Genomic DNA, 23,386 nt, shown 5'->3' with positions numbered 1-23,386 from the left:
ACCCGTAGATTGGGAGCAACGCCGGGGCGCGGCATCCGCCCTCCGGCCGCTGCGCCGAACGGATGGGGGCTCGACGATGCTCGAACGCGGAACCAGGCTCGTGACCGAGCCCAGCACGAGCGTGCAGGTCACGGGCGAGCACTCGCAGTTCCGGCTCGACCTCGAGCGCATCCGCTTCTCGCCCTACTTCTCGCGGCTCTCGGCCGTGACCCAGGTCATCGCCCAGCCCGGTGCGGGCCCGCTCATCCACAACCGCCTCACGCACTCGATCAAGGTCACCGCGGTCGCCCGTGCCATCGCCGTCGGGCTGACGGATGCCGCGTCGCCGGCCCGTGCGCTCGCCCTCGAGCACGGCTGCGACGCCGTCGCCGTGCAGGCCGCCGCGAGCGCCCACGACCTCGGCCACCCGCCGTTCGGGCACCTCGGCGAGCGCGTGCTCGACCGGCTCGCGCGCGAGACGCTCGGCCTCTCCGACGGCTTCGAGGGCAACGCGCAGACCTACCGCATCATCGCGACGCTGGATGTCTCGGCGAACGCCCCGCACGGCCTCAACCTGACGGCGGCCGTGCGCGCCGCGGTCGCGAAGTACCCGTGGACGCGGTTCGTCGACGCCGCGTCGCTGCCGGCGGGCCCGCTGCCTCGCGGCATGCGGCGCGTCTCGGGCGGGGTCGAGGTCGCGAAGTTCTCGGCCTACGACCTCGACTCGGCCGACCTGTTCTCGGCCCGCACGGGGCTGCCGCCGCTGCAGCAGTCGCTCGAGTGCTCGATCATGGACATCGCCGACGACATCGCGTACTCGATCCACGACGTCGACGACTTCTACCGCGCGGGCCTGCTCAGCCAGGGGTCGGTCGCCCGGGAGTTCCGCGGGTTCATCGAAGACGGGGCGACCCTGCGCGAACTCGACGACGACGCGATCGCGGCCCGATCGGCTCCCCCTGGCGCCGCGCTCGAGGGCCTGCGTCGCAAGCTGCACCGCTCCGACGCCTGGATCGCCTCCGACGAGGCGTTCGCGGAGGCCGTCGACGTCGTGGCCGACGACCTCGTCGACGGGCTGCTCGCCATTCCGTTCGACGGCTCGATCGCCTCGGAGCGCTCGCTCTCGTCATTCACGAACCGGTGGATCAGCCACCTGCAGACGTCGGTCGTGCCCGCGCCCGCCGACGAGATCCGCACGGGCCTCGTGACGCTCGACCGGCTCGCCTGGCACGAGGTCGAGGTGCTGAAGTTCGTGCACCGCCACTTCATCCTCGACCGCGCCGACATCGCGATGTACCAGCGCGGCCTCAGCCGGGTGCTGACGCGCGCCGTCAAGGGGCTCACGGCGTGGATCACCGACGACATCGACCGCCACCGGGTGCCGCAGCGGCTGCGCGAGCTCGTCGACCTCGCGACCGAGGGCTACGCGCTGCTGCGCGTCGTGAAGCCCGAGGGCGTGCCGATCCCGGATGCCGGCGACGTGCACCGCCTCGGCGTCGGCCGCGGCGTCGTCGACTACGTCGCGTCCCTGAGCGACGACCAGGCCCTCGCGGTGTCCGAGGCGATCGACGGGCGCCCCGACCGGCTGTGGGACATCGGGCAGAACCTGTAGCCACGCGGGCGGCGACGCCTGTCAACCCCGTGCCCGCGGCCGCTCGCAGGGCTAGCGTCGGCCCCGACGGAGGGCTGACGATGACGACGACCACGAACCTGAAGACGATCTCGACGAAGATCCCGGCGCGCATGGACCGGCTGCCGTGGGCGAGGTGGCACTGGCTCGTCGTGCTCGGGCTCGGCACCGTGTGGATCCTCGACGGGCTCGAGGTGACGATCGTCGGTGCGCTGGGCGCTCGCCTGACCGAGCCCGAGAGCGGGCTCGGGCTCACCACGGCCGACGTCGGCCTCGCCGCGGGCATCTACGTCGCGGGCGCCTGCGTGGGATCGCTCGTGTTCGGCTACCTGACCGACCGGTTCGGCCGCAAGAAACTGTTCATCATCACGCTCGGCCTCTACCTGGCCGCCACGGTCGCGACCGCGTTCTCGTTCACGCCCCTCTGGTTCTTCGTGTGCCGGTTCCTCACCGGCGCGGGCATCGGCGGCGAGTACGCGGCCATCAACTCGGCCATCGACGAGCTGATCCCGGCCCGTCGCCGCGGAGCCGTCGACCTCGCCATCAACGGGTCGTACTGGCTCGGCACCGCGTTCGGCGCGATCCTGACGGTCTTCCTGCTGAACCCGGCGCTCTTCGCGCCCGACCTCGGCTGGCGCCTCGCCTTCGGCCTCGGCGCGGTGCTCGGCCTCGTGATCCTGCTCGTGCGCCGCAACGTGCCGGAGTCGCCGAGGTGGATGTTCATCCACGGGCGCGACGAGGACGCCGAGAAACTCGTGGGCGAGATCGAGCAGACCATCGAGGAGGAGACCGGCACCGCGCTCGAACCCGTGCCCGACGACCGCGCGATCCGCATCGAGCAGCGCGCGAGCACGGGCTTCGTCGAGATCGCGAAGACCGCGGTGACGAAGTACCCGAAGCGGTTCGTGCTCGGGCTCTCGCTCTTCATCGGGCAGGCCTTCCTCTACAACGCCGTCTTCTTCACCTACGCCCTCGTGCTCACGAAGCTGCTCGACGTGCCCGACGACATCGCACCGTGGTCGCTCGTGCCCATCGCGATCGGCAACTTCCTGGGCCCGCTGCTGCTCGGTCGGTTCTTCGACAGCATCGGCCGCAAGGTGATGATCTCGACGTCGTACATCGGCTCGGGCGTGCTGCTGGTGATCACCGGCATGCTGTTCGCGGGCGGGGTGCTCGACGCGTTCTGGTTGACCGCGTGCTGGGTCGTCGTGTTCTTCTTCGCCTCGGCCGGCGCCTCCAGCGCCTACCTGACCGTGAGCGAGATCTTCCCGCTCGAGACGCGCGCGATGTCGATCGCGTTCTTCTACGCGCTCGGCACCGCACTCGGCGGCATCATCGGCCCGATCCTCTTCGGGCAGCTCATCGAGGACGGGGTCTCGGCCGTGGCGATCGGCTACTACATCGGCGCCGGCCTCATGATCGCGGCCGGGCTCGTCGAGGTGTTCCTCGGCGTGGACGCCGAACGGAAGTCGCTGGAGGACATCGCGCGGCCGCTCTCGGCGCGCGACGCCGAGTGACGCGACGCCGAATGACGCGACGGCGAGCGACGCGAAGGCGACGGATGCCACGGGCGACCGCTCGCGGCATCCGTCGCCCTGTCATGCGGGGCCGACGCGCCGTAGGCTTGTCGTCGTGACCGAACGCACCCGCCTGTCCGCCCGTATCGCCGCCATCGCCGAGTCCGCGACCCTGAAGGTCGACGCGAAGGCGAAGGCCCTGCAGGCCGAGGGCCGCCCCGTCATCTCGTACGCCGCCGGCGAACCCGACTTCGCGACGCCCGATCACATCGTCGAGGCCGCGCTCGCGGCCACGCACGACCCCAAGAACTACCGCTACACCCCCGCCGTGGGCCTTCCCGACCTGCGCGAGGCGATCGCCGCGAAGACGCTGCGCGACTCGGGCCTCGAGGTCTCGCCCGGCCAGGTCGTCGTCACGAACGGCGGCAAGCAGGCGGTCTACCAGGCCTTCCAGGTGCTGCTCGACGCGGGCGACGAGGTGCTCGTGCCGACGCCCTACTGGACCACCTACCCCGAGGCGATCAAGCTCGCCGGCGGCGTGCAGGTCGACGTGTTCGCCGGCTCCGACCAGGGCTACCTCGTCACGGTCGAGCAGCTCGAGGCCGCGCGCACCGAGCGCACCAAGGTGCTGCTCTTCGTCTCGCCGTCGAACCCGACCGGTGCGGTGTACTCGCCGGAGCAGACCCGCGCCATCGGCGAGTGGGCGCTCGAGCACGGCATCTGGGTGATCTCCGACGAGATCTACCAGAACCTCACGTACGCCGGGCTCGACACGGAGGTCGGTGCGCCCGCGCCCCGCGCCGTCTCGATCGTCGAGGCCGTGCCCGGCCTCGCGAACCAGACGATCCTGGTGAACGGCGTCGCCAAGACCTATGCGATGACCGGCTGGCGACTCGGCTGGATGGTCGGCCCGGCCGACGTGATCAAGGGCGCCGCGAACCTGCAGTCGCACCTCACGTCGAACGTGTCGAACATCTCGCAGCGCGCCGCGATCGCCGCGCTGAACGGCCCGCAGGACGCGGTCGAGGAGATGCGCCGGGCGTTCGACCGACGCCGCAGGCTCATCGTGTCGGAGCTGTCGAAGATCGACGGGCTCACGGTGCCGGTGCCCGAGGGCGCGTTCTACGTGTACCCCGACGTCACCGGCCTGCTGAATCGCGAGTGGGGCGGCGTGACGCCGACGAACTCGCTCGAGCTCGCCGACCTCATCCTCGACCAGGCCGAGGTCGCGGCCGTGCCGGGCGAGGCGTTCGGGCCCAGCGGGTTCCTGCGCTTCAGCTACGCGCTCGGCGACGCGCCGCTGCTCGAGGGTGTGCAGCGCCTGCAGCGCCTGTTCGGCTGAGCCCGGCGATCGCCTTCGCGGGGGTCGCCGCCCCGAGACACGGCAACGCCCGCACCCCCCTGGTGCGGGCGTTTCCGCTTCTCACACCTCGGCCCGCCCCGGGCCCGAGGGAGTCATCGCGACGTCAGTGCTTGAAGGCGTCCTTCACGTCTTCTCCGGCGTTCTTCAGGTCGGCCTTCGCCTGGTCGGCCTTGCCCTCCGCCACCTTCTCGTCGTCGCCCGTGACCTTGCCGTAGGCCTCCTTGGCCTTGCCCCCGAGGTCTTCGGCCGTGTTCTTGATGCGGTCGTCGAGTCCCATGCTCGGTCTCCTTCACGTTCGGCGCGGTCGGCGTCCGCCGGTTGCGCATGAGTCGAGTCAACGCCGCGCGCGATCGTGCGACAAGGGGTTGAGTTCCCAGCCGGAAGGGTCTACATCACGTGCGGTCGCGGGTGGCGCGGTCGCGGGTGGCGCGGTCGCGGGTGGCGCGGTCGCGGGGATCAGCGCAGTGCCGACCGCGCCTCGAGGGCGAGTGCGTCGGCGACGGCGTCGAGCAGCGGCGAGCGCAGGTTCCACTGCTGCCAGTGCAGCGGCACGTCGACCGGCGGGCCGCCGAGCGGCACGAGGGTGCCGGCGGCGAGTTCGTCGGCCGACTGGAATCCGGGCAGCAGGCCCCAGCCGAGTCCGAGCTTGATCGCGGTCGCGAAGTCGGCCGACGCCGGCACGAAGTGGCGGGGCGGTGCGTCGGCGTCGAGTCCGCGCTCGCCGAGGTACTCCCGCTGCAGGTCGTCGCGCCGGTCGAACTCGACGACGGGCGCGAGCGCGAATGCGTCCGTACGCTCGGGCAGCCCCCAGCGCGCAGCGAAGGCGGGGGTGGCCACCGCCTCGTAGCGCATGGTGCCGAGCGGTCGCACGAGGCATCCGGCGACGGGTTCGGCCTGTGAGGTGACCGCGCCCATGACCGTGCCCGACTCGAGCAGGCCGGCGGTGAAGTCCTGGTCGTCGCGGTGCAGGTCGAAGACCACCGGGCGCCGCTCGGCGACCCGGGCGAGCGCCGGCAGGAACCAGGTGGCCAGCGAATCGGCGTTCACCGCCAGGGGCAGGGTCACCGGACGCGGCGACGACCCGGGCTCGGCGTCGAGCCCGAACCCGGCGAGCGTGTCGTGTTCGAGCAGGGCGAGCTGACGGGCCAGGCGCACGACCGCGGCGCCGGCCTCGGTCGCCCTGGCGGGCCTGCTGCGCACGACGAGCACGCGGCCGAGCTGCTGCTCGAGGGCCTTGATGCGCTGCGAGACGGCCGAGGGCGTCACGCGCAGCCGGCGCGCGGCCGCGTCGAAGGTGCCCTCGTCGATGACGACGGCAAGCGTGCGGGCGAGGTCGATCGGGATCTCCATCTGAAGCAACGCTAATGCTTCTGTAGGAACTTGAGCTGGATTGATGACCCCAGCGCGCCTAGCGTCGAGACGTGCCCTTCTCGTCCGTGCTCGCCGGCCTCGGCCTCGGCCTCTCGCTCATCGTCGCCATCGGCGCGCAGAACCTGTTCGTGCTGCGCCAGGGCATCCGCCGCGAGCACGTCTTCGCGGTCGCGGCGATCTGCGCGCTCAGCGACCTGACGCTCATCGTGCTCGGCGTCTCGGGCGTCGGCGCGGTGCTGCAGGCCGTGCCGTGGCTCGTCGAGGCGGTGCGCTGGGCCGGTGCCGCGTTCCTCGTGGTCTACGGCCTGCTCGCCGCTCGGCGCGCGATCCGGCCGAGCGGCGAGGCTCTCGTCGCCGGGCCGGGCTCCGGACCGGGCACGGGCGACCGCGGCGCCGGCTCGGCGGAGGGCGACGACCGGACGGATGCCGCGGGCGGCCCGGGTGCGGAAGGCTCGGGTCGGGACACCTCGGCCGCCGTTCCCGGCCCGGCCGCGGCATCCGCCGTTCCGACGCTGACGCAGGCGGAAGACGCACCCGCTGCTCACGCGGGGCAGCACGCCGGGCAGCACGCCGCAGCCGGAGCGAGCGACGGCCGCACGACGAGCGCCGGCGCCGCGGCCGGCGCAGGCCGCACGACGTTGACGGCGGCCGTGCTCACCTGCCTGGCGCTCACCTGGCTGAACCCGCACGTATACCTCGACACGCTGTTCCTGCTCGGATCGATCGCGAACACGCACGGTGACGGGCGCTGGGCCTTCGCGCTCGGCGCCGGCCTCGCGAGCATCGTGTGGTTCTTCGGCCTCGCCTACGGCGCGAGGCTGCTCGGCGGCGTGCTCGCGAGCCCCCGCGCGTGGCGCATCCTCGACGGCGTCATCGCGGTCGTCATGATCGCGCTCGGCGTCATGCTCGTGCTGCCGCACTGACGCGTCACCCGCGACCGGGTGGGCGCGGCCGCGACTTTCGGCCGGGATCAGGCATTCCGGATGTCGGCGGCGCCTGTCAGACTCCCGGCATGTCCATCCTCTCGACGTTGAGCGACGCCCTGCCCGGCAGCACCTTCGGGCCCGACACCCCCGAGTACGACGCCGGCCGCACGGTGTTCCTCGGCCCAGGCACACCCGCGGCCGTCGTGCGGCCCGCGAGTGCCGACGAGGTCGCCGAGGCGGTGCGCACCGCCGTGCGACTCGGCGTGGCGATCCACGTGCGCAGCGGCGGCCACGGCAGCGAGCCCGCCGCCGACGGCATCGTGATCGACCTGTCGGCGCTCTGCTCGGTCGGGCTCCGCGACGGCGACCTCGTCGACGTGGGCGGCGGGGCGCACTGGTCCGACGTGGCCGACGCCCTCGCCCCGCACGCCCTCGCCGTGACCTCGGGCGACACCCGCGACGTCGGCGTCGGCGGCATCGGCGTGGGCGGCGGCATCGGCTGGCTGGTGCGCACGCACGGGCTCGCGATCGACCTGCTGACCGAGGTCGAGCTCGTGACGGCCGCTGGTGCGGTCGTCACCGCGAACGAACGCTCGCACCCCGACCTCTTCTGGGCCGTGCGCGGCGGCGGCGGCAACTTCGGCATCGTGACGCGCTTCACCTTCCGCGCGGTGCCCGTCGACGGGCTGGTCGGCGGCCACGTGCGCTTCGACGAGTCCGATGTGCCGGCGGTGCTGCGCGCCTGGCGCGACATCACCCTCGCCTCGCCCGACGAGCTCAACTCGACCCTGCTGATCATGCCGCCGTTCGGCCCCGACATGCCGGGCGGGCCGCAGCTCGGCGTGGCGCTCAGGGGCACCGAGGCCGAGCTCCGGGGGCTGCTCGCGCCGCTGCTCGAGCTCCCCTCGGTCACCGACGTCTCGCTCGCCCCGCTCGACTACGGCGACCTGCTCGAGGCCGCACCCCCGGGCAAGCCCCCGTTCCGATTCGTCGGCGGCAACGGCTTCGTGCCCGAGCTCGACGACGCGTTCCTCGATGCCTGCGTGCACGCCCTGGGGGCCGCGGCGCCGACCATGCTCATGCTCCGCGCGCTGGGCGGCGCCTTCGGCCGCGTCGCTCCAGACGCCACCCCGATCGCGTTCCGCGACGCGGAGGCGTTCCTGGTCGTCAACGGAGTGCTCGACCCCGGCGTCGACGAGGCCACGGTGGCCGACCTCCAGCTCGAGGTCGGCGCACCGCTCGACCGCACCAGCGGCCGCTATGCGAACTTCACGCAGGAGTACGGCGACGGCGTGCTGGCGACGATCTACCCGCCTGCGGTGCTCGCCCGGCTGCGCTCGATCAAGGCGCAGGTCGACCCCGGCGACGTGTTCCGCCCCGCGCACCACATCGCGCCCGCCTGACCCGTCAGCGCTCGAAGCCCTCGCTGAGCGGCCACGCCCGGCGCAGCTCGATGCGCCCGAACCGGGCCATCGGGTGCTTGGCCGCGATCTCGATCGCCTCGTCGAGGTCGCGCACCTCGAGCACGTCGAACCCGGCGATCCACTCCTTCGACTCGGTGAACGGGCCGTCGGTCACGAACGCCTCGTCGCCGCGCACGCGCACGGTTCGGGCGAACTCGGCCGGGCGCAGTCGGTCGCCCGCGATCCAGACGCCGCGTCGCTCGACCTCGGCGCCCCAGGCGTGCATGTCGTCCTCCTCGGCCACGTAGGGCTCGGCCTCGGGGTCGTGCACGACGAACATCAAGACCTCCACGACTACTCCCCTCCGTTCAACGGCCAGAACGCGCGCACCTCGAGCGCACCATGACGGGCGAGCGGGTCGCCCTTGGCGAGTTCGACGGCCGCGTCGAGATCGGGCAGCTCGAGGATGTCGTACCCCGCGATCCACTCCTTCGACTCGGTGAACGGACCGTCGGTGACGATGGTCTCGCCGCCGCGCACGCGCACGGTGATCGCCTCGTCGGCGGGTCGAAGGCGCATGGCCCGCGTCAGCACGCCCTGCTCGGCGCGAACGCGATCCCACTCGGCGACGGCCTCCTCATCGACCGGTCCGGCGTCCACTTCGGGATCCGCGACCACGAACATCATGATCTCCATCACGTCATACTCCTCTCGTCTTCGTGCTCTTGCACCTGCGACGAACGGCCGGCCGACGAATCGACAGGGGCGGCGACATCCGCTCGATTCCTCGTCTGCGGGATCGATTCGGGCGAAGGTGTCGATCCGCGCTGTCGCCGTTCGTCGCCTGGGCATACCGTGAAGAACGAGACCGAGGAGTTTTCATGAAGTACTTCATGTTCGTCGCCACCGACACCCAGCCCGACCGCTCCGGCGACGAGGGCATCCCGATCGAGCAGTGGGTCGCCGAGAACGACGAGCGCGGCACGCGCGTCGACGGCGAACGACTGCAGCCCGTTCGCGACGCCACGCTCGTGCGGGTGCGCGACGGCGAGACGCTCGTGACCGACGGCCCGTTCACCGAATCGAAGGAGTGGATCGCCGGCTACGACATCCTCGAGTGCGACGACCTCGACCAGGCGATCGAGATCGCGGCGCGGCATCCGATGGCGAGGGGCGGCCGGATCGAGCTTCGACCGTTCTGGAACGGATCGGACGACGAGTGATCGGCCGATGACGACGGCCGCACCCGAGCCCGGGAGTCCGACGGATGCCGATCACGGCGGCGTGCGCGCCGTGCATGACGACGTGCTCGGCGACGGGCGCGCCGGCGTGCGCGACGCGGTGCGCGATGCGGTCGACGTGGCCTACCGCGAGGAGTGGAGCCGGGTGGTCGCGACGCTCATCCGCGCGACCCGCGACTGGGACCTCGCGGAGGATGCAGCGGCCGACGCGTTCGTGCGAGCGGCCGAGCGCTGGCCCCGCGAGGGCGTGCCCGACAACCCGGGCGCCTGGCTCACGACCGTCGCGCGCAACCGGGCGCTCGACGTGCTGCGGCGGCGAGGCGTCGAGATCGACAAGGTCAGGGAGTGGATGGTGACGGACGAGCTGCGCGGGCCCGACGCCCCGATCGACCCCGCCGACCTCGCCGCGGCCGCCGACGAGATCGACGACCGGCTGCGCCTGATCTTCACGTGCGCGCACCCGGCACTGCCGCTCGAGGCCCGCGTCGCGTTGACCCTGCGCACCGTCGGCGGCCTCGAGACGCCCGAGATCGCGCGCGCATTCCTGGTGCCCGAGGCCACCATGGCGCAGCGGCTCGTGCGGGCCAAGCGCAAGATCCGCAACGCGGGCATCCCCTATCGGGTGCCGGAGGGCGACGACCTCCGACGACGCCTGAACGGCGTGCTCGCGGTGCTCATGCTCGTGCACAACGAGGGCTACCTCGCGAGCTCGGGCGATCGGCTGCTGCGGCTCGATCTGCAGGAGGAGGCCATCCGCCTCGCCCGGCTCGTCACCCGGCTCATGCCCGACGAGCCGGAGGCCGCGGGCCTGCTGGCGCTCCTGCTGCTGCAGCACGCCCGATCGGCCGCGCGGGTCGACGGCGGCGGCGAGCTCGTGCCGCTCGACGAGCAGGACCGGTCGCGCTGGAACGCCGACGAGATCGCCGAGGGGCTGGCCGTGCTCGACCGGCTCGACCAGCTCGACCGTGGTGACCGGCTCGACCGGCTCGACCGTGGTGACCGGCTCGACCGGCTCGACCGTGGTGACCGGCTCGACCGGCTCGACCGTGGTGACCGGCTCGACCGGCTCGACCGGTTACGCGTAACCCTCGATGCAGGTGCGCCGGATGCCGCGGCCGGCCCGTACCGCCTGCAGGCCGAGATCCAGCGCGAGCACGCGCGAGCGGCCCACCCCGACGACACCGACTGGGCCGCGATCGTGCGGCGGTACGACGCGCTCCTGGCGCTCAGCCCGTCGCCGGTCATCGAGCTCAACCGGGCCGTCGCGGTCGGCCTCGCCGGCCACGAGCAGGCGGGCCTCGACGAACTCGACCGGCTCGCGGCATCCGGATCGCTCGAGCGCTACCACCTGCTGCCGGCGGCGCAGGCCGACCTGCTGCGCAGGCTCGGGCGAACGGATGCCGCGGCCGACCGCTACCTCGAGGCAATCGCGCTTGCGCCTACGGGCCCAGAGCGCCGGTTCCTCAGGCGGCGGCTCGGCGGGCTCGACGGGCTCGACGGCCGACCAGCCTGAGACCTCAGACCCCTGAGCCCGGAATCGCCCCGTGCCGGCTCGCTTCGGAAGCGATCGACGATCAGCCCGTCGGCGAACCGGAGCCGGCCACGATGCGCGCGACCGCGCTGACGACCGCCGAGCGGCGACTCCGGGCATCGGCGGCCGGGTCGGCGGCGAGCAGGCCAGACGGCGCCAGCTGCCACGCCTGCGCGATGGCGTAGATGATGACCAGCAGATCCACCGCGGCGAACCCGCGAGAGCCGGTACCTGCGAACGCAGCCGCTTTCTGCGAGTAGACCTCAAGCGGCTCCGATGCCGCCTCGGGTCGCTCGAGCTGCGCCCATTGGCAGAGCCGGAGCACAGCAGGGTCGCGCTGGTGGAAGTCGAAGACCTCGCCCGCCCAGCCGGCAGGGTCTTCCGCTCGAGGCGGGACCTCTCGCGACATCTTCAGCACGGCTTCCGCGAGGGCGGCGTCGAAGAGCGCAGTCTTGCCGCCGAAGTAGGCGTAGATCATCCGGACGTTGCTTCCCGCGCCGGCGGCGATGCGGTCGACACGACCCCCCGAGAGTCCGTGCGCGGCGAACTCCGCCACTGCCGCTGCGAGGATGCGACCCCTCGTGGCCTCTGCGTCCCGCCCACCCATGGCGCTCCTCCCAATGATGTTGACCGTCTCCACCTTCCGGGTCTATCTTATAAGTAAATAGATACTTACTTGGAGCTCCATGGACCCCCTCATCTCGGCCGCACTGACCATCACGCCCGCATCGACCGCCCGGGAACGCACGATCGACATCACCACGACGGGCGCGAAGACGGGCGCCGCGCGACGGATCGAGGTCTGGTTCTATCGGTCGGACGGGCGGATCTATCTCACCTCGTCGCCGGCCCGACGCTCCTGGTACGCGAACATCGTCGCGAACCCGGAGTTCCTCTTCCATCTCAAGCACGGCGTGCACGCAGACCTGCGTGCCATCGGCACCCCGATCCTCGACGCCGATGAGCGAGTGGCGGTGTTCTCCTCGGTCATCGACGACCTCAACCAGCCGTCGAATCCCGCGGGAATCCCCCAGCCCGTCGAACCGCTCGACGAATGGGTGAACGGCAGCCCGCTCATCCGGGTCGCCTTCGAAGGGGGCGTCAGATGAGGGCCGTGGAACTTCCCCGAGTCGCCGTCGTCACGGGTGCGAACCGCGGGCTCGGTCGTGCCACTGCGATGGCGCTCGCGAGGCGCGGCTTCTGCGTGGTGCTCACCTACCGCGGTGATCGCCTGGAGGCCGAGGGCGTCGTGCGCTCGATCCGAGAGCTCGGCGGCGAGGCCTTCCCCATTCGCCTGGACGTCGCGGACACCGCATCGATCGACCGCTTCGCAGACGAACTCCTTGCCGAAGTGGGGCGCCGCTGGTCGGCGGGCGGGATCGACGTCCTCGTCAACAACGCCGGCATCGGGTTGTTCGCTGGCTTGCACGAGGCGACGGTCGAGCAGTTCGATGCCCTGTTCGCGACCAACGTCCGCGGCCCGTTCTTCCTCACCCGAGCCCTCGCGCGCCGAATGGGAGACGGCGGACGGGTCGTCAACATCTCGACCTCCCTGACCCGACACGTGAGCGCGGGCACCTCGCTCTACGCCGCCTCGAAGTCGGCACTCGAGACACTGACGCGGAGTCTCGCGGTCGAACTCGGACCGAGCGGCATCCGCGTCAACTGCATCGCGCCCGGACCGACGGCCACGGATTTCAACGGGGGTGCGATGCGAGACGATGCGAACCTCCGCGAGACGCTCGCGGGAGCGACGGCGCTCGGTCGCGTGGGCGAACCCGAGGAGATCGCCGACGCCGTGGCCGCCCTGGCATCGGGCGACCTGCGATGGGTGACCGCCGAGCGAATCGAGGTCTCGGGAGGCAGCCTGCTCTGACTTTACGAAGACCGGCGTTCGACTACGACGCGGGACGCCACCCGTCGTCTTCGCGAATCGCGCCCATGATCCGTCGACTGATCTCGCGCAACTGGCGAGATTGAGCCGGGGTCAGTACGCCGAGCACCAACCGGTGCACCGTCTGCACGTGCCCGGGCGTGGCCTCGACGAGCTTCGTCCGCCCCGCCGCAGTCAACACGGCGAGCGTCGACCGGCCGTCGACCGGGTCGGGCTCTCGGCGAGCCCAGCCGCGCCTCTCGAGACGCGACATCGCGCGCGAGAGCCTCGAGAGCGAACTGTTCGCGTATTCGGCGAGCACGCGCATGCGCAGCGTTCCGCCGGGCTCGTTACCCAGGGCGAAGAGGATCCCGTACTCGAAGTGGGTCAGCTCGGCATCGCGGAGCAGCTGCGCGTCGAGCGCCGGCGGCAACCACTCGAGCACGGTCGCGAACGCCGACCAGGTCTCGAGGGCCTCACCCGTGAGCACGTCATCTGGACCATCCGAAGCCATGCGTACGAACTTACGCCAATTTGACTTGCTCAGGCAAGTGAATATTCTGGTTATTCACTTGCCCAAGCAACTAAAAAGGAGCACTCGATGGATCTCGGAATCACCGGCAGGCGCGCATTCGTGAGCGGTTCGACGCAGGGGATCGGGTACGCGATCGCACGGGCCCTGCTCGAAGAGGGGGCCCTGGTGACGATCAACGGTCGAAGCGAGGCGCGGGTGGCGCAAGCCGTGGCCCGTCTGCGCACCGTCGTTGCCGGAGGGCGCGTCGACGGCGTCGCCGGAGACCTCGCAGACGGCGCCGAGGCGACGGAGCTGATCGGTCGCATCGGTGACGTCGACATCCTCGTCAACAACGTCGGCCTCTTCGAGGTGAAGCCCTTCGACCAGACGACGGATGAGGACTGGCAGCGGTTCTTCGATGCGAACGTGATGAGCGGCGTACGTCTCTCCCGCCACCTGCTTCCGGGAATGCTCTCCAGGGGCGACGGACGCGTCATCTTCATCAGCAGCGAATCGGGCGTGAACGTGCCCGCCGACATGGTGCACTACGGGATGACCAAGGCAGCCATGCTCGCCGTCGCCAACGGCTTGGCGAAGCTCACCGCGGGGACCGCGGTCACGGTGAACACCGTGCTCGGCGGCCCGACCTACTCCGACGGCGTGAGGCAGACGGTCGCGCAGCTCGCCTCCGCCCAGGCGGTCGGCGAGGCGGACCTCAAGGCGGCCATCATCGGACAGAACCGGACGTCTCTGCTGCAGCGATTCATCGAGCCCGACGAGATCGCCGACCTCGTGCGCTACCTCGCGAGTCCGCGCTCCGTAGCGACCAACGGCGCGGCCCTCCGCGCCGACGGCGGAGTGCTCACGACCGTGCTCTGACCGGGGCGGCTGCGGCGCGATCGCGGCGGGCTGCCGCGCATCCGCGGAGACGAGCGAGACGACGGGCTCGCGCGCCGGCCTGGCGGCGAGCCCGTCGCCGGTTCAGGCGGTCTCGGCGAGCGCCTGCTCGGCACGCTCGGGCGTGCCGGCCGCGAGGCCCGCGGCGATCGAACGGCGCAGGGCGAGCCACATGGCGAGGCCCGCCACCAGCACGGCGACCTCGCTGACCGTGAGCGCCCAGATGATGCCGGGCAGCCCGAACCACAGGTTCGCGACGATCACGACCGGGATGAACAGCACGCCCTGGGCCATCGACATCACGATGCTCGGCACGGCCTTGCCGCAGGCCTGGAACAGCGAGGTGAGCAGTCCGGTGAACCCGTTGGCGACCATCGCGACCAGCTGGGCCGTGATGATCACCGCACCGATGGCGAGCAGCGAGGTGTCCTCGGAGAACAGGCCGAAGACCTGGTCGCGGAACGCGAACACGAGGGTCGAGAACAGCACGCCGAGCAGGCCCACCACGACGAACGACGTGCGCACCGCGCTGCCCAGCCTGGCGCGGTCGCCCTTGCCGTAGGCATAGGCGAGCAGGGGCAGCACACCCATCGTCACGCCCATGATGAGGAACTCCGGCACCTGCGCGATGCGCACGGCGACGCCCATCGCGGCCAGCGGTCCCTCGCCGTACCCGGCCGCGAGGGTGTTCAGTACGAGGCTCGTGACGATCATGAAGGCGGCCTGGCCGAGCGCCCCGACACCGATCGAGAACACCGGTCCCACCGTCGGGCGGGCGAGCGTAAACCACTTCGGCGCCACGCTCACCGCGGCGCCGCTGCGGTGGAGCCACCGCACCCAGTAGCCGATCGCGAGCAGGTTGGCCAAGCCCATCGAGAGCGCGACCCCGCCCACGCCCCAGTGCAGCATCAGGATGAAGACGACGTCGAGCACCATGCTCGCCCCGGTCGTGAGCATCAGCCCGATCATGGCCTGCGTGGCGGCGCCCTCCGCCCGTACGAGCTGCTCCATGCAGAACGCCGCCGCGAGCACGGGCATGAAGGCGAGCATCACGGCGACGTACTCTCCCGTCGCTGCCGCGGCCGCGGTGCCCGACGCCCCCAGGGCGCCGACGAGCGGCTGCAGGAGGAGCAGCCCGAGTGCGCCGAGCAGCGCACCCGAGGCGACGGCGCCCCAGAACGAGAACGACGAGGCGCGTCTCACGTCGTCGCCGCGGGCGGTATCGTGCTCGGAGGCACCGAGCAGGCGCGACACCAGCGCGCCGCCGCCGACACCGAACATGCTCCCGACGGCCATGATCAGGCCGAGGATCGGCGTGCCGAACGTGACGGCCGCGAGCAGCGACGTGTCGTGCTGGGAGCCGATGAACCCCGCGTTGATGACGTTGTAGAGAGCGCTGACGACGAAGGCGGCGGCCATCGGCACGCTGAGGTGCACGAGGGCGCGGAGCACGGGAGCCGCCGAGAGGACCCAGCGGTTGCTGCCGACTTCGGCGGGCGGGGCGACGACGGCCTGGGATTCAGGAGGGGTCGAGATGGTCATGAGAGGTCCTTTCGGGGCGCGCAGGCGAGCCCGGGCGCGAGCGGCGCCAGAGAGTCGAGGGTGCCCGGTGACGGGGCACCGAGGGGCGGCGCGACGGTGCGGGCGGGGCGACGGCGCGGGCGCGCCGGATGGCCCCGCGCTCGGGCACGCCGGAGGAGGCCGCCCGTCAGGCGGATGGGATTCGGAGGGAGCGGCGCCGCGTCTCGGCGGCGGGGCTCAGTCGCGACTCGGTCGCGGCAGGGGGTCGGTGATCTTCGTGAGCAGGGCGTGCAGGCGGTCGCGTTCGTCGGGCGAGAGCGGGGCGAGCACGCGACGGTTCACATCGGCGGCCGCGTCTCCGAATCCGGACACGAGTTCGGCGCCGGCCGGGGTGGCGTGCACGCGCTTGATGCGCGCATTCACCTCGTCGGTGCGGCGTTCGATGAGCGAGCGGCGCTCGAGCCCCTGCAGCAGGCTCGACACGCTCGCGGGCGTGGTGCGGCTGACGTCGGCGAGGTCTCGTTGGATCGACCCCGGGTTCTGGGCGAGATAGCCCAGCACGAACGCCTGCTCGTGCGAGAGGTCGCGCGCACGCAGCCACTCGTCGAGCGCCCGACGCTGCTCCCACCCGATCCACCTCATGAGGTCGAGGCTCGTCGTGAGCGGAGGGCCGGAGGCATCCGTTTCAGTCATAGTTAGAACATTAACTGTTAGATCTCAAACTGTCAACCGACCCACGTGACCTCGTCGCGATCCCCCGTTCGCCCGCCGCGCCGGGGCAGGCTCACCCGGTGTTCTGCACGCCGGCGGCGACGCCGTTCACGGTGAGCAGGAGCAACGCGTGGTGGTCGTCGCTCGGCAGGTCGGTCTCGCCGGAGCGGATCGCGGTGAGCGCGCGCAACTGCAGCAGCGACAGGGCGTCGACGTAGGGGCTGCGCAGGCGCACCGCCTTCGCGAGCACGGGGCGGGCGACCAGCAGCTCGTCGCTCTGCGTGACCCGGCCGAGCCACTCCTTCGTGAGCCGCATCTCGTCGAGCACCAGCTCGGCGAGGTCGTCGCGAGCGCCGAGCGCCAGGTACCGGGCGGCGATGCGCTCGTCGGTCTTCGCGAGCGACATCGAGAAGTTGTCGATCATGGCGGTGAACAGCGGCCACTCGGCGTAGGCCTCGCGGAGCAGCGCCTCGTCGCCCACGGCCTCGAGCGCGGTGCCGAGTCCGAACCAGGCGGCGAGGTTGATGCGGGCCTGGCTCCACGAGAACACCCACGGGATCGCGCGCAGGTCGTCGAGCGACTCGACCGACAGCCCGCGGCGGGCGGGGCGCGAGCCGAGCGCGAGCGCGCCGATCTCCTCCATCGGGGTCACGTCGGCGAACCACGGCGCGAAGCCGTCGGACTTCACGAGCGAGTGGAACCGCGTGCGCGACGACTCGTCGAGCGTCGTCGCGAGCGACGCGAACCGCTCGTCGGCGGCGCGGTTGCGCGCCTCGTTCGACGGGCTGCCGGCGAGGAGCGCCGCGGAGGCCATCTGCTCGAGGTGCCGCTTGGCGATGGCCGGGTCGCCGTACTGGGCGAAGATGACCTCGCCCTGCTCGGTGATCTTGAGCCGGCCGTCGACCGAGCCCGCGGGCTGCGCGAGCACGGCCTCGTTGGCCGGGCCGCCGCCACGCCCGAGTGCTCCGCCTCGACCGTGGAAGAGGGTGAGCTCGATGTCGTTGCGCTCGGCCCACACGGCGATGCGCGCCTGGGCGCGGTGCAGGGCGAGCGTGGCCGACACCGGACCGACGTCCTTCGAGGAGTCGGAGTAGCCGAGCATGACCTCGACCCTGCGACCCGTCGCCGCGAGGCGCGCCTGCACGCGCTCGTCGCCGAGCATCGCCTCGAGGATGTCGACGCTCGCCTCGAGGTCGGCGAACGTCTCGAAGAGCGGCACGACGTCGATCGCGACATCCGCCGCCGCATCGCCGAGGGCCGCCGCCGCGAGCTCGTACACGTTCGCGAGGTCTTCGGGGCTCTGCGTGAACGAGACGATGTAGCGGCGCACGGTGCGCACGCCGAAGCGGCGCTGGAGGTCGGCGATGACGCGGAACACCGACAGCACCTCCTCGGTCGTCTCGCCGAGTTCGCCGCCCGCGCGGATCTCGGCGAGCGCCTGCCGGTGGACCTTCGAGTGCTGGCGCACCTCGAGCTCGGCGAGGTGGAAGCCGAACGTCTCGGCCTGCCAGACGAGGTGCTGCAGCTCGCCGTTCGCGCTGCGGACCGCGCCGCCCTCGGCGAGCGACGCCTGCAGCACGCGGAGGTCGGCGATGAGCTGATCGGGGCCCGTGTAGGCGAGGTCGGCGTCGCCTCGGCGCGTGGCGGCGATGCGCTCGGCGACCACGAGCAGCACGCGGCGGTGCGGTTCGTGCGGGGCCCTGGTGCCGATGGTCGCCGTCACGGTCGGCGCGAGCGCCTCCTGCGCGGCGAGCAGTTCGGAGAGCCCGGCCGAGGGCGGCGTCTCCTTCGCATCGAGCGTGAGCGTGCGGCCGATGCGCTTGGCGGCGCGCTCGAGCCCGAGCAGCACGTGCTCCGCGGCGATGTGCGCGGCCTCGCGGGTGGTCTCGGCGGTCACGAACGGGTTGCCGTCGCGGTCGCCGCCGATCCAGCTGCCGAGGCGCAGGAAGGCCGGGGCGACAGGGGTCGCGCGTCCGGCCGAGGCCGGCTGCAGCCGGTCGTCGATGCTGCGGTACACCTGCGGCACGACCTCGAAGAGGGTCTGGTCGAAGACGCCCATCGCGGTGCGCACCTCGTCGAGCGGCGTCGGGCGCGTGGTGCGCAGCGGCGCCGTGCGCCACAGGATGTCGATCTCCTCGAGCAGGCGGCGGTCGATCTCGGCGATCGTGCGGTCGCCGCCAGACAGGTCGCCGCGCTCGTCGATCAGCTCGCCGATGCGGCGGATCGCCGAGGCGATCGCGCGACGGCGCGCCTCGGTCGGGTGCGCCGTGAGCACCGGGTGGAACCGCAGGCGCTCGACCCTCGCGCGCGCCTCGTCGGCGCCGACCTCGTCGACCAGCTGGCGGATCGTGGCCGAGAGCGAGCCGTCGACACCAGTGGCGGTCGCGGCCTCGGCCTGTTCGACGTCGGCCGCTTCGACGCGCGAGAGACGCTCGCGCGACTCGGCGCGCGCCCGGAGGATGCGCACGCGCTGGTGCTCCTCGGCGAGGTTCACCAGGTGGAAGTACACGGTGAAGGCACGGGCGACCTGCTCGGCCCTGGCCGGGTCGAACGACGCGGCGATGCGCTCGGCCTCGGCGAGCGCGGCGGCATCGCGGGTCTCGTGCGCGTCGATCGTCGCGTGGCGCAGTCGCTCGACGTCGTCGAACAGCTCCTGCCCGCCGGCCTCGACGAGGATCGTGCCGAGCAGGCCGCCGAGCAGGCTGACGTCGGCGCGGAAGCTCGCGTCGATGTCGCCGACGACGAGTTCGCGGTCGCGGTCGTATGCGGATTCCGAGGTGCTGGGCATTCCTCGAAGTTACTGCGGGGCCCCGCGAGGTCGAAATCCTGTGACGCGATGTTCACACGCACTCCGGCCGATCGCGACGGCCTGCCGTCGAACCGTCGAGGTGCGGACGCCGGCATCCACCGGTCGATGGATGCCCGGGATCGATCGGCAAGGGGTGTTGCGCAGGCCGGGAGAGGGGCAGTCTCGAAGCATGGACTCATCACCTCCCGACGTCGCGGTGCGCATCCGCGGCCTCCGCAAGGTCTACGGCGGCCTGGCCGCCGTCGACGGGCTCGACCTCGACATCCACCACGGCGAGACCTTCGCGCTGCTCGGACCCAACGGTGCGGGTAAGTCGACGACCGTCGAGATCCTCGAGGGCTATCGCTCGCGCACGGCGGGCGACGTCGAGGTGCTCGGCGTCGATCCGGCGCACGGCGGCCGCGACTGGAAGTCCCGCATCGGCATCGTGCTCCAGACGGGCGGCGAGACGGGACTGCTCACCGTGCGCGAGGTGCTGCGGCACTTCGCCGGGCTGTATCCGCGGCCCCGCGACGTCGACGAGGTGATCGAGGCCGTCGGCCTCGGGGCCAAGGCGAACACGCGCGTCGTGAAGCTCTCGGGAGGTCAGCAGCGGCGCGTCGACGTGGCGCTCGGCATCGTCGGACGCCCCGAGCTGCTGTTCCTCGACGAGCCGACGACGGGCTTCGACCCCGAGGCGCGCCGGCAGTTCTGGGAGCTCATCCGGTCGCTCAAGTCGGAGGGCACGACGATCCTGCTCACGACCCACTACCTCGACGAGGCGGCGCAGCTCGCCGATCGCGCGGGCGTCATCGCCGGCGGGCGGCTGCTCGACGTGGGCGGCATCGACGAGATCGGCGGCGCCGACGCCCGCGTGCCGCTCGTGCGGTGGACGGATGCCGCGGGCGAGCCGCACGAGGAGCGCACCCACGAACCCGGGCGGCTCGTGGCATCCGTCGTCGACGCCCTCGGCCGCGAGCCGGAGGGCCTCGAGATCATCAGGCCCACCCTCGAAGACGTGTACCTCGGCCTCGTGCGCACCGTGACCGACCTGGACCCGCGCAGCGCGTCTGCCGCCGGGGCCGACGCCGACGCCGAGGAGGCCGTCGCATGAGCACCAACGTGATGACCCAGGGCGCCTCGCGCGTCGGCGTCGAGTCGAAGATGTACTTCCGGGCGCCCGACACGCTCTTCTTCACCTTCCTGTTCCCGTTCGTGATGCTCGCGATATTCTCGGCGGCGTTCAGCGCCGCCGGCGAGGTCGGCCCTCCGGGGGCCGAGATCTCGATGGCGGCGATGTACCTGCCGGCGATGCTCGCGTCGGGCATCCTGCTGTCGGGCGTGCAGAACCTCGCGATCGACATCGCGCTCGAGAAGTCGAACGGCACGCTGAAGCGGCTCGGCGGCACGCCGCTCTCGCCCGTGGCCTACTTCTTCGGCAAGATCGGCCAGGTCTTCGTGACGGGCACGCTGCAGGCGGCCCTGCTGATCCTCGCGGGCTGGCTCGTGCTCGGCATCGCGCTGCCGACCGAGCCCGAGAAGTGGCTGACGTTCGCGTGGGTGTTCGTGCTCGGCCTCACCACGTGCGCCCTGCTCGGCATCGCCCTCTCGGCACTGCCGCGATCCGGCAAGAGCGCGGCGGCTGTCGTCATCCCGATCGCGCTGATCCTCCAGTTCATCTCGGGCGTATACCTGCAGTGGAGCATGCTGCCCGACTGGCTGCAGAACATCGCGAGCGTCTTCCCGCTCAAGTGGATCGCGCAGGGCATGCGCTCGGTGTTCCTGCCCGAGGGCTGGGAGGCGCTCGAGCAGAACGAGTCGTGGAACCTGCCCGGCGTCGCGATCGCGCTGCTCGTCTGGCTCGTCATCGGGCTCGTCGTCAGCCGACTGACGTTCCGCTGGATCCGCCGCGACGCATGAGAGCCTGACCCCATGCTGAACCGTCGGTGGTGGGATGTCGCGGCCCTCGCGATCGCGGTCGTGACCGTGTTCGTCGGGCTGATCGACCCGCCCTACGGCCCCGACGACTGGGGCACGTGGGCGGTGACGGCGGCGTTCCTGCTCACGTACGCGTGCTACCTGCGCGGCCGGATCGGCGGCGACGACGACGCCCGGCACCACGTCGCGATCGTCGTCGTGCTCTCGGCGCTCTCGGCCGTCGGCACCGCGGTCGAGCCGTCGTTCGCCATGCTGCAGGCCTTCACGTACCCGTTCGTCTGGATCACCGCGCCGAGCACTCGGGCGGCCGTCGTCGGCAATGTCGTGCTCGCGTCGGGCATCGTGGTCGGCTACGTGGTGCACTTCGGCGCGCCGGGCATCGTCACCGGGCTCACGGTCGGCGCGCTGTCGCTCGGCTTCAGCCTCGCGCTCGGGCTCTGGATCACGCGCATCGCCGAGTACGGCGACGAACGGGCCGCGCTCCTCGCCGACCTGCAGGCCGCGCAGGGCGAACTCGCGGCCATGCACCGCGAGGCGGGCGTCGCCGACGAGCGCGGCCGCATCTCGCGCGAGATCCACGACACGATCGCGCAGAGCCTGACCGGGCTCGTGATGGTCGCACAGCGGGCCGGCAACCGGCTCGCGAACGTCGAAGGCGCGCCCGCGGCATCCGCCCGCAACGATGTGGAGCTCATCGAGCAGATGGCGCGCGAGGCGCTCACCGAGGCGCGCGGGCTCGTCGCGACGCTGGCCCCGGTGCCGGCCGACGGCGGGCTCGCCGCGGCACTCGGGCGGCTGGCCGCGACCTTCGAGCGCGAGACCGGGGTGCGGGTGCGGGTTCGGGCCGAGCTCGCGGACCGCGCCGGCATCGACCGCGAGCTCGAGGTCGTGCTGCTGCGGTGCGCGCAGGAGGGGCTCGCGAACGTGCGCAAGCATTCCGGCGCCTCGAACGTCGAGATCTCCGTCGTCGAGGCCGGCGAATCGGTCGCGCTGAGCGTGCGCGACGACGGCGTCGGACCGACGGATGCCGCGGCATCCGGATCCACCGGGTCGATCGGGCCCACCCGTGCGACCGGAAGCGTGGAGCCGAACGGAAGCGTGGAGCCGACCGGAACCGTCGGGCCTCCCGGAGCCGTCGGGCCTCCCGGAGCGGATGCCGGAGCCGGCTTCGGGCTCGCGGGCCTCCGCGACCGGGCCGCGCTCGTCGGCGGCGACTTCGCGTTCGGCCCGGGCGACGACGGCGGCGCGCTGCTGCGCGTCACGGTGCCGAGGAAGGAGCACGGATGACCATCCCCGACGACAGGCCAGGGGCGGGCGGGCCCGATGCGGGCAGACCCCAGGTGAGCCAGCCCCAGGCGGGCGGGCCCGAGGTGGGCGGGCCCGCACCGGGCCGCATCCGCATCGTCGTCGCCGACGACCACCCCATCGTGCGGGCCGGCATCGTCGGGCTGCTCGAGACCTCCAGCGACCTCGCCGTCGTGGGCGAAGCGGCCGACGGAGCCCAGGCGGTCGAGCTCGCCCGGAGCACGCGGCCCGACCTCGTGCTCATGGACCTCCGGATGCCGGTGGTCGACGGCGCCGCAGCCACGGCGGGCATCCTCGCCGAACTGCCGGCCACGCGCGTGCTCGTGCTCACGACCTACGAGGACGACGACCAGATCCTCGGCGCCATCGAGGCGGGTGCGAGCGGATACCTGCTGAAGGCCGCCCCGCAGGACGAGATCCTCGCGGGCATCCGCGCGGTCGCCTCGGGAGAGACGGTGCTCGCGCCGTCGATCGCGGCGAAGCTCGTCGCGCGGGTGCGGGCCGGAGCGCCGGGAGCAGCCGCGTCGGTTCCGGCGCTCTCGCCGCGAGAGCTCGACGTGCTGCGGCTCGTCGCGCAGGGGCGATCGAACCCCGAGATCGCGCGGGCCCTGTTCATCGGCGAGGCGACCGTGAAGACGCACCTCGTGCACGCGTTCGAGAAGCTCGGCGTGAGCGACCGCACGCACGCGGTGACCCGGGCGATGGAGCTCGGCCTGCTCTAGCGGCGCCTGCCCGACGCTGCCGGCGCTGCAGCGTCCGCTCGGGAGCCCCGCATCACGAAATTCAGGAGATCCGGCATCTAAGGTTCGCTGAGGACCGCGAGACCCGACATTTCCTGAATTTCGACGACGACGCTCCCCCGACTCACGCTCGGTTTT

The 23,386-nt window shown here is 71.9% G+C and carries 23 protein-coding genes; 14 read left to right on the top strand and 9 right to left on the bottom strand.

Going from position 1 to position 23,386, the window contains the following annotated elements:
- The first annotated feature begins 76 nt into the window (after nt 1-76).
- The 3 genes from ACFVS8_RS09420 to ACFVS8_RS09410 all read left to right on the top strand — a co-directional run bounded on the left by ACFVS8_RS09420 (nt 77) and on the right by ACFVS8_RS09410 (nt 4,468).
- Nucleotides 77-1,591 (top strand): deoxyguanosinetriphosphate triphosphohydrolase family protein, encoded by a 1,515-nt coding sequence (locus ACFVS8_RS09420; protein ID WP_387060723.1) that lies wholly within the window; start codon nt 77-79, stop codon nt 1,589-1,591.
- Nucleotides 1,592-1,671: 80 nt separating this feature from the next.
- A complete protein-coding gene (locus ACFVS8_RS09415; RefSeq protein WP_387060720.1) occupies nt 1,672-3,126 on the top strand; it encodes an MFS transporter in 1,455 nt (484 codons plus the stop codon).
- Between the two features lie 115 nt (nt 3,127-3,241).
- Nucleotides 3,242-4,468 (top strand): pyridoxal phosphate-dependent aminotransferase, encoded by a 1,227-nt coding sequence (locus ACFVS8_RS09410; RefSeq protein ID WP_387060717.1) that lies wholly within the window; start codon nt 3,242-3,244, stop codon nt 4,466-4,468.
- 124 nt (nt 4,469-4,592) lie between these two features.
- Here ACFVS8_RS09410 and ACFVS8_RS09405 read toward each other — a convergent pair whose 3' ends face one another.
- Together ACFVS8_RS09405 and ACFVS8_RS09400 are read right to left on the bottom strand one after the other, a co-directional pair.
- The gene (locus ACFVS8_RS09405) at nt 4,593-4,766 is read right to left on the bottom strand and encodes a CsbD family protein (RefSeq protein WP_387060714.1); all 174 of its coding nucleotides are present in this window, start codon (nt 4,764-4,766) and stop codon (nt 4,593-4,595) included.
- Between the two features lie 179 nt (nt 4,767-4,945).
- Entirely contained in the window at nt 4,946-5,839 is an 894-nt protein-coding gene (locus tag ACFVS8_RS09400) for a LysR family transcriptional regulator ArgP (protein WP_387060712.1), read from the bottom strand.
- Nucleotides 5,840-5,910: 71 nt separating this feature from the next.
- Between ACFVS8_RS09400 and ACFVS8_RS09395 the strand changes: the two genes are divergently transcribed.
- Both ACFVS8_RS09395 and ACFVS8_RS09390 read left to right on the top strand, forming a co-directional pair.
- A complete protein-coding gene (locus ACFVS8_RS09395; protein WP_387060709.1) occupies nt 5,911-6,783 on the top strand; it encodes a LysE/ArgO family amino acid transporter in 873 nt (290 codons plus the stop codon).
- Nucleotides 6,784-6,872: 89 nt separating this feature from the next.
- A complete protein-coding gene (locus ACFVS8_RS09390; RefSeq protein ID WP_387060706.1) occupies nt 6,873-8,189 on the top strand; it encodes an FAD-binding oxidoreductase in 1,317 nt (438 codons plus the stop codon).
- Between the two features lie 4 nt (nt 8,190-8,193).
- On the opposite strand, the gene ACFVS8_RS09385 is transcribed toward ACFVS8_RS09390, so the two are convergent.
- Together ACFVS8_RS09385 and ACFVS8_RS09380 are read right to left on the bottom strand one after the other, a co-directional pair.
- Nucleotides 8,194-8,541 (bottom strand): YciI family protein, encoded by a 348-nt coding sequence (locus ACFVS8_RS09385; protein ID WP_387060703.1) that lies wholly within the window; start codon nt 8,539-8,541, stop codon nt 8,194-8,196.
- Between the two features lie 2 nt (nt 8,542-8,543).
- Complete coding sequence (locus ACFVS8_RS09380; protein WP_387061207.1) at nt 8,544-8,885, bottom strand: YciI family protein; 342 nt, start codon at nt 8,883-8,885, stop codon at nt 8,544-8,546.
- A 185-nt stretch (nt 8,886-9,070) separates the two neighbouring features.
- Here ACFVS8_RS09380 and ACFVS8_RS09375 point away from each other — a divergent pair, with 185 nt between their 5' ends.
- Nucleotides 9,071-9,412, top strand: a complete 342-nt coding sequence (locus ACFVS8_RS09375) for a YciI family protein (protein WP_387060700.1) — start codon at nt 9,071-9,073, stop codon at nt 9,410-9,412.
- Nucleotides 9,413-9,419: 7 nt separating this feature from the next.
- Nucleotides 9,420-10,943: an RNA polymerase sigma factor gene (locus tag ACFVS8_RS09370; protein WP_387060697.1), complete on the top strand. Its 1,524-nt coding sequence runs from the start codon at nt 9,420-9,422 to the stop codon at nt 10,941-10,943.
- A gap of 61 nt (nt 10,944-11,004) precedes the next feature.
- On the opposite strand, the gene ACFVS8_RS09365 is transcribed toward ACFVS8_RS09370, so the two are convergent.
- Nucleotides 11,005-11,568 (bottom strand): TetR family transcriptional regulator, encoded by a 564-nt coding sequence (locus ACFVS8_RS09365; protein ID WP_387060694.1) that lies wholly within the window; start codon nt 11,566-11,568, stop codon nt 11,005-11,007.
- A 79-nt stretch (nt 11,569-11,647) separates the two neighbouring features.
- Between ACFVS8_RS09365 and ACFVS8_RS09360 the strand changes: the two genes are divergently transcribed.
- Together ACFVS8_RS09360 and ACFVS8_RS09355 are read left to right on the top strand one after the other, a co-directional pair.
- Nucleotides 11,648-12,070, top strand: coding sequence for a nitroreductase/quinone reductase family protein (locus ACFVS8_RS09360; protein WP_387060690.1), 423 nt, complete (start codon nt 11,648-11,650; stop codon nt 12,068-12,070).
- Between the two features lie 5 nt (nt 12,071-12,075).
- Nucleotides 12,076-12,837, top strand: coding sequence for an SDR family NAD(P)-dependent oxidoreductase (locus ACFVS8_RS09355; RefSeq protein ID WP_387060687.1), 762 nt, complete (start codon nt 12,076-12,078; stop codon nt 12,835-12,837).
- Nucleotides 12,838-12,859: 22 nt separating this feature from the next.
- On the opposite strand, the gene ACFVS8_RS09350 is transcribed toward ACFVS8_RS09355, so the two are convergent.
- A complete protein-coding gene (locus ACFVS8_RS09350; protein WP_387060684.1) occupies nt 12,860-13,348 on the bottom strand; it encodes a MarR family winged helix-turn-helix transcriptional regulator in 489 nt (162 codons plus the stop codon).
- An 87-nt stretch (nt 13,349-13,435) separates the two neighbouring features.
- Here ACFVS8_RS09350 and ACFVS8_RS09345 point away from each other — a divergent pair, with 87 nt between their 5' ends.
- Nucleotides 13,436-14,227 (top strand): SDR family NAD(P)-dependent oxidoreductase, encoded by a 792-nt coding sequence (locus ACFVS8_RS09345; RefSeq protein WP_387060681.1) that lies wholly within the window; start codon nt 13,436-13,438, stop codon nt 14,225-14,227.
- Between the two features lie 102 nt (nt 14,228-14,329).
- On the opposite strand, the gene ACFVS8_RS09340 is transcribed toward ACFVS8_RS09345, so the two are convergent.
- From ACFVS8_RS09340 to ACFVS8_RS09330, 3 genes are all read right to left on the bottom strand, one after another.
- Nucleotides 14,330-15,787: an MATE family efflux transporter gene (locus ACFVS8_RS09340; RefSeq protein WP_387060678.1), complete on the bottom strand. Its 1,458-nt coding sequence runs from the start codon at nt 15,785-15,787 to the stop codon at nt 14,330-14,332.
- A gap of 216 nt (nt 15,788-16,003) precedes the next feature.
- Nucleotides 16,004-16,459: a MarR family winged helix-turn-helix transcriptional regulator gene (locus tag ACFVS8_RS09335; RefSeq protein WP_387060675.1), complete on the bottom strand. Its 456-nt coding sequence runs from the start codon at nt 16,457-16,459 to the stop codon at nt 16,004-16,006.
- Between the two features lie 91 nt (nt 16,460-16,550).
- Complete coding sequence (locus ACFVS8_RS09330) at nt 16,551-19,265, bottom strand: phosphoenolpyruvate carboxylase (protein WP_387060672.1); 2,715 nt, start codon at nt 19,263-19,265, stop codon at nt 16,551-16,553.
- Between the two features lie 190 nt (nt 19,266-19,455).
- Between ACFVS8_RS09330 and ACFVS8_RS09325 the strand changes: the two genes are divergently transcribed.
- From ACFVS8_RS09325 to ACFVS8_RS09310, 4 genes are read left to right on the top strand one after another with little or no spacing between them, the layout of a single operon-like run.
- Nucleotides 19,456-20,379, top strand: coding sequence for an ABC transporter ATP-binding protein (locus ACFVS8_RS09325; RefSeq protein WP_387060669.1), 924 nt, complete (start codon nt 19,456-19,458; stop codon nt 20,377-20,379).
- Nucleotides 20,376-21,185, top strand: a complete 810-nt coding sequence (locus tag ACFVS8_RS09320) for an ABC transporter permease (protein WP_387060666.1) — start codon at nt 20,376-20,378, stop codon at nt 21,183-21,185. The genes ACFVS8_RS09325 and ACFVS8_RS09320 overlap by 4 nt, the downstream gene beginning before the upstream one ends.
- A 12-nt stretch (nt 21,186-21,197) precedes the next feature.
- Nucleotides 21,198-22,490, top strand: a complete 1,293-nt coding sequence (locus tag ACFVS8_RS09315) for a histidine kinase (protein ID WP_387060664.1) — start codon at nt 21,198-21,200, stop codon at nt 22,488-22,490.
- Nucleotides 22,487-23,230 carry a response regulator gene (locus ACFVS8_RS09310; RefSeq protein WP_387060662.1) on the top strand — a complete coding sequence of 248 codons (744 nt, stop codon included), beginning with the start codon at nt 22,487-22,489 and terminating at the stop codon, nt 23,228-23,230. Before ACFVS8_RS09315 ends, ACFVS8_RS09310 begins: the two co-directional genes overlap by 4 nt.
- Nucleotides 23,231-23,386 lie beyond the last annotated feature (156 nt).

This window comes from Agromyces sp. NPDC058110 (assembly GCF_042884735.1).
GTDB lineage: Bacteria > Actinomycetota > Actinomycetes > Actinomycetales > Microbacteriaceae > Agromyces.
Note: the sequence above shows the minus strand (reverse complement) of the source record. Positions and strands in the feature narration are given on the sequence as shown.